7 protein-coding genes are annotated in these 5,386 nt (G+C 31.3%); 2 read left to right on the forward strand and 5 right to left on the reverse strand.

The features are described from left to right. Positions 1–113: 113 nt before the first annotated feature. Both ACLR9T_RS13140 and ACLR9T_RS13145 read left to right on the forward strand, forming a co-directional pair. The gene (locus ACLR9T_RS13140) at positions 114–485 is read left to right on the forward strand and encodes a hypothetical protein (RefSeq protein ID WP_118248420.1); all 372 of its coding nucleotides are present in this window, start codon (positions 114–116) and stop codon (positions 483–485) included. Beyond that, complete coding sequence (locus ACLR9T_RS13145) at positions 472–1,953, forward strand: glycosyltransferase family 2 protein (RefSeq protein WP_413109960.1); 1,482 nt, start codon at positions 472–474, stop codon at positions 1,951–1,953. The genes ACLR9T_RS13140 and ACLR9T_RS13145 overlap by 14 nt, the downstream gene beginning before the upstream one ends. Before the next feature lie 82 nt (positions 1,954–2,035). Here ACLR9T_RS13145 and ACLR9T_RS13150 read toward each other — a convergent pair whose 3' ends face one another. The 5 genes from ACLR9T_RS13150 to ACLR9T_RS13170 form a co-directional block, all read right to left on the reverse strand. Beyond that, entirely contained in the window at positions 2,036–2,584 is a 549-nt protein-coding gene (locus ACLR9T_RS13150; protein ID WP_413109961.1) for a hypothetical protein, read from the reverse strand. Further along, entirely contained in the window at positions 2,532–2,831 is a 300-nt protein-coding gene (locus ACLR9T_RS13155; protein WP_413109962.1) for a hypothetical protein, read from the reverse strand. The genes ACLR9T_RS13150 and ACLR9T_RS13155 overlap by 53 nt, the downstream gene beginning before the upstream one ends. Before the next feature lie 169 nt (positions 2,832–3,000). Further along, positions 3,001–3,465, reverse strand: coding sequence for a nucleoside hydrolase (locus tag ACLR9T_RS13160; protein WP_413109963.1), 465 nt, complete (start codon positions 3,463–3,465; stop codon positions 3,001–3,003). Between the two features lie 224 nt (positions 3,466–3,689). Continuing rightward, a complete protein-coding gene (locus tag ACLR9T_RS13165; protein ID WP_413109964.1) occupies positions 3,690–4,163 on the reverse strand; it encodes a hypothetical protein in 474 nt (157 codons plus the stop codon). 91 nt (positions 4,164–4,254) lie between these two features. Beyond that, positions 4,255–5,226: a glycoside hydrolase family 36 protein gene (locus ACLR9T_RS13170; RefSeq protein WP_413109965.1), complete on the reverse strand. Its 972-nt coding sequence runs from the start codon at positions 5,224–5,226 to the stop codon at positions 4,255–4,257. Positions 5,227–5,386: the final 160 nt, after the last annotated feature.

The following is a 5,386-nucleotide window of genomic DNA, read 5'->3' on the forward strand; positions in this document are numbered from 1 at the left end:
AGTCGATGTTACTAACTAGCTAGAAATATTATTACTTTATAAATTGATTTTAATAAATATAAAACCGGTAACAATAAACATTATAGATATCGTCATTGAGAGAAGGTTTTAGGATGTTATTAAACTATGTAAAATACTATAGTATTTTTATTTCATTATTTGCAATAGGATGTTTTTTGTTAGTAAAATACCAATATCTATCACGTCGATTTTATTTCAATTTCACTTTAATAGTTGGAGTAATCTATTTTTTAGTTCGAATCACTTCAATTCCAACCAGTTCAAGTGTTTCATTTATTTTAGGTATTATTTTATTTCTTACAGAACTGATTGGTATATTACAATTTTTATACCAACGAGAAGTATTTAAATATCATGCTTTAATAAAAAAAACGAAAAAATCAACAAAATTCACTATAAGTATCTTGATTTGTACTTATAATGAACCAATTAGTCTAGTGAAAAAAAACAATGCTTGCAGCTAAACAATTAAATTATCCCAAAGATAAATTTAAAGTCTACGTCTTAGATGATGGCAAACGGGATGCATTAAAATATTTATGCCAACAGCACCACATCAATTATATTTCAAGAATCAATAATGACCATGCTAAAGCAGGAAATATCAATCATGCTCTAGCACTTATTAATAGTGACTTATTTGCTGTTCTAGATGCTGATATGATTCCAACTAGTGAATTTCTTAATCATACCGTTTACTTATTTGAAAATAATAAGGTTGCTTTTGTGCAAACACCACAAGTTTATTATAACAAGAACATGTATCAAAGAAATTATCGTAGTAAAATTCCTAACGAACAAGACTTTTTTATGAAAGATATTCAAGAGGGTAAATCTACCCTTAATGCTGTTTTGCATGTTGGAACTAACGTAATTTTTAAAAAAAGCTATGTTGAAGAGGTAGGTGGATATCCTACTGATTCAATTACCGAGGATATGGCCCTCGGACTGAAATTACATACTCAAGGATATATTGGTGAATTTGTTAAAGAAGATTTAGTCTATGGCTTAAGCGCTGAAACATTTCAAACATTAGTAACTCAACGCGATCGCTGGTGCCGAGGAAATCTTCAAGTTATTAAAAAATATCCAATTTATAAATACAAAAAATTAACATTTAAACAAAAGTGGTCTTATTATGATGGGGCTATATACTGGTTTACAAGTATCCAGAAATTAATTTATTTATCTTTCCCATTATTCTATTTTATTTTTGGAATTCAACTTATCAATAGTAACTGGAGTCTTATTTCTAAATTATTATTTCCCTATATTATTTGTCAAATCTGTTCAATTGCACTGGTTACAGGTACACTCCGTTCTTTTATTAGATTCCATTTTTATGATACTGCGATTAGTCCACATATTACTATTTCAATTTTGAAAGAGCTTTTCCACCTAAAAACATCTTTTGAAGTTACTCCAAAAGATAATATCCAAAAAGGATTCTTTCAATTCTGGACAGTCTTTCCACACATTTTACTTATTCTTGCAATCAAATTTGCACTTGATATTGGAAAAATAAGGTTGTCATTTCAATACATTGATTTAGGTAGTTACATATTAAATGTATTTTGGATTCTATACAATATCATTGCTTTGATCGTAAGTATCAAAGTCGCTTATCATCGTCCCGACCTCCATGAAGAACGAATGATTAAGATAAATAAAAAAATTCCAGCTTTTCTTTCTTATGCATCAATTAAAATTCCCGTTCAAATTATCAAAACTGATGCTGATTGTCTAATCATCGAATGTATAGAAGCTTTACATGACTATTTTTATTTAAACATTCCCAACAGTAGTAATATTGAAGTTAAATTAATTAATCAAGTAAATGGTATTTGTACAATTGCAGTTATCTCTAATGACCCGATTATTCAAGAAAAATTAATCAATCTGTATACCGCTCACTTAAAAGCATTTTATTAAAAAAGATATATTAAAATTGAACCGTCCCTAAAAGTTAGACCCGAAATCTAACGATTAGAGAGCGGTTCAAGTCACCAGTTCATTAATTTTCGTTTATCTTTCGTCCCATTACCATAATTTGGCTAAGTGCTGGAAACTGTGATTCTTCATCTGACATTTGCAAATTCGATAATATCAACCAAGTGATTTTTTTTGTTGTAAAAGCAATTACTTGACGACTTCCTGTTTTAGAAAGTTTAATTTCCTGTATCGTACCATCAGAAAAACTAATTTTTGCTTGATGCCACCAATTATCATGAGGAAAATCAGCTCGTAAATAAAGATATATTTTATCAATTTCTAACATAGATCCAAAATCAATTTTTAACCAGGCATTACTTTGCTGATTAATTCCCCATGAACTATGAGGCCAGCTGCCATGATTACTAGTTTCAAATATACCATCAATAGCATTTCGCGCATAAAACTGTGGATTGGTTGTTTTCACATTAGTTGTAACGTGTGGGTATAAGACTTGATTATAATTCGTATCAAAACTATTCTTAGCCACATTATGATAATTCATAAATTCTGCTTCACTAATAATACTTATATGCAAAATGATGTTCTTGACTAAATGCACAACTCCCATAAGGCTTACGCTCCTGGGCAAAAGGAATTGTAAAAATATATTGATAGTCAGTTAAATAAACCCAACTCTCATCTAAACTATCATCGAGCCGTAATTTTAAATATAACCCTTTTGTATCAGTAACGATACTTATTTTATCACCCGGTTGATAATAACCCCGATAAGCCATCGTGACTTCTGTTTTATTTTGGCTACTAAAAATTTCTTCATTATAACTATTTAAAACCATTAATTTTAAAAGTGCCATCGCTTCCCTCACTTGCAAATAATTCAATCTTACTGAGCATATCTTCTATAACGAAATAGTTATTTAATTGTTGATAAACACGATCTTACGATTTTTTTGATTATAGATATAATGATGCTCTTCATCAAAAATTGGAGCGATTATCTCTTGATAATAACTTTTTGTTCCTCTAGTAAACCCCTATAGCCCCAGAATCTCCCATGACCCAACATTCAGGATTGATCCAACTTTTTTCTTTGGCATTAGTTTTCATGAACGTAATTAACTGCTCATATAAATAATTTCCTAATTTTCCCATTGGAGCTACTCTTAATTTCAACTGTGCCAAAGAAACTAAAGTAGTCTTGTATACATTACTGGGAATTTGCCATAATGGTAACTCACTAGCGAATACATAATTTGCTGCTATTAAATCATTTCCTAAATTACACTCTTTGCTTCCTTTAGGATAACGACCACCACCAACCCAAATTGCCGTCATTTTAGAAGTAATCTTTGGTTCCTCAAGCAGTGCAACCGCTAAATCTGTCAAGGCACCTATATTCAAAACATATAAAGGTAATGAATCTTCTTTTAATGCTTCTTCAATAATTAATCTAGTTCCCGCACTTACTTCATATTCTTTAATATTCACAAGCTTTCGATCAGCACCTAAAACAATTGATATTCACCATAAGTATTTGTAAGTTTTGCTAATTTAACCATTTCAGCATATGATAAATGATTCGTCCAACGATCACGAAAATGTCCTGCCATAGTCCTTTGATTATAAATTTATTAGTCAGCATAGCATGTACTAATGCATATTGGTCATCAGCCTCATTTTTAGCATCACTTCAAATTATTATCCTTATCTTATTAATTAACATTTTTCCTCCGTAAATAAACTGCCATTCCATCGAATTTATTTAATCCTCTTAAAACTAATCGTTGTTTTTCAATAACCGCTTTTTTCAAACCATAAATTTTAATTATTTCATAGTTGTTTAAATCCACTTGAACATGAGCTGGACTATTTGCAAAAGTATGGAGTACAACTAATGCTTCATCAAGGTATTTACGGATAACTACTTGATAACCTGTCGGTTCTTTATAACTTAATCCGCCTTGATAATTAATAGTCGAAGATCCTAAATCAATAATATGACTAACACAGCGATAAAAAGTAATCCCTTCTTCTATCACCTGCCATTGTTGTTTAGATAAATCTTTAATATTTCCTGATAAACATAACCGTCCTAACAGTCCACTGCTAATTTTATAATAAAGCAGCGCTATTGTTTGATCTGGCTTTACTACTGCCCAAATTTGGCTTTGACGAGGTAAGATCATTCGTTGTAAATTAGCACCAATAATTGGAATACATAGCGATTCATGGGCATCAGAAACGAAGACATATCTGTTATCTTTAAAAACGGTTCAACTAAACGGTGCCCCCTGCACTACAATTTTCAATTAAATTAGGTAGAACATGCTTTATTTTTCTTATATTCTGAGCAGCTTTTATCCCACGATACAGTTGTTCCCCTAATGAATCACCACCATCCATTCCAATTCCTAGATTATCATTATAATCAATTTTTAAATAGTCAAATTCATTATCTTCTAGAAATTTAAGCACATGTTCATCTAAGTAGTTAATCACACTTTGATCCAATAAATTTAAGAAGCGTCTATTTCCTGAAGTAACGGGATAACCATCACGCTGATATAAAAAATCTTGATGCTTAAATAATTCAGCCTCACGACCGCAGCTCTCAAACTCAAACCAAATACCAGCTTTCAGTCCCCTTTGATGAATATAATCAACAACTTCCTTAATTCCTTGAGGAAACAATTTGCGATTATAATTCCAATCACCATGTTGAATATTCCAAGAACCATTATGATCAACAGCGTGTTTATACCATCCGCAGTCAATAACAAAATATTTGATTCCCTTATTCACCAATAAATCAATTGTCCTTTTAATCTCACTAGCCTGAGGATTGCCCCAAGTAGTACAAAATTCATTAAAAATGATTGGAAGTTCTTTTTCATCATCTTTGATATCCAGCTGAATATCTCTAACAATTCGCTGTGACAACTCATCAATATTACCTTGAACTACAGAAATTATTGCGTTAGGAGTTTGGAATTCTTGATTAGGTTTTAAGATTTTCAACCAATGTCCCTTTTCTCGATCAGCAATTCCTCCTGAAAGGCATAACGCATTATCTTTTCGATATACTTCTAACAGCCAAGAACTTGCAATAGATAACTGAATTCCCCAAAGGACATTAACGTTTTTATCTTCAATCGCTATAAATGGAAAATATTCACGATTTGGCATACTGCCAACTTGACCAAATCTAATACGGTTTGCTCCAGAAGGTGTCAATGATGGTTCTAACATGGATTCTTCAATTGGACGAGTAACTCAACGCCCTTCATAAGCCCAAGGACTTTTAATTTGATGCATCAATAGCCTTTCCTGAGCTAACCCTTTAGTAAATGGAGTACTTGAACCTCCAGTAAAACTTGATATCATTTCAATTTTTATATTTTTATGAGTT

Source organism: Thomasclavelia sp., assembly GCF_047249845.1.
Taxonomy (GTDB): domain Bacteria; phylum Bacillota_I; class Bacilli_A; order Erysipelotrichales; family Coprobacillaceae; genus Thomasclavelia.

Excerpts from the sequence above, each read along its gene's own strand:
- ACLR9T_RS13165 (WP_413109964.1), bottom strand. The coding sequence starts at position 4,163 with ATGATCTTACCTCGTCAAAGCCAAATTTGGGCAGTAGTAAAGCCAGAT.
- ACLR9T_RS13140 (WP_118248420.1), top strand. The coding sequence starts at position 114 with ATGTTATTAAACTATGTAAAATACTATAGTATTTTTATTTCATTATTT.
- ACLR9T_RS13170 (WP_413109965.1), bottom strand. The coding sequence starts at position 5,226 with ATGTTAGAACCATCATTGACACCTTCTGGAGCAAACCGTATTAGATTT.
- ACLR9T_RS13150 (WP_413109961.1), bottom strand. The coding sequence starts at position 2,584 with ATGGGAGTTGTGCATTTAGTCAAGAACATCATTTTGCATATAAGTATT.
- ACLR9T_RS13145 (WP_413109960.1), top strand. The coding sequence starts at position 472 with ATGCTTGCAGCTAAACAATTAAATTATCCCAAAGATAAATTTAAAGTC.
- ACLR9T_RS13155 (WP_413109962.1), bottom strand. The coding sequence starts at position 2,831 with ATGGCACTTTTAAAATTAATGGTTTTAAATAGTTATAATGAAGAAATT.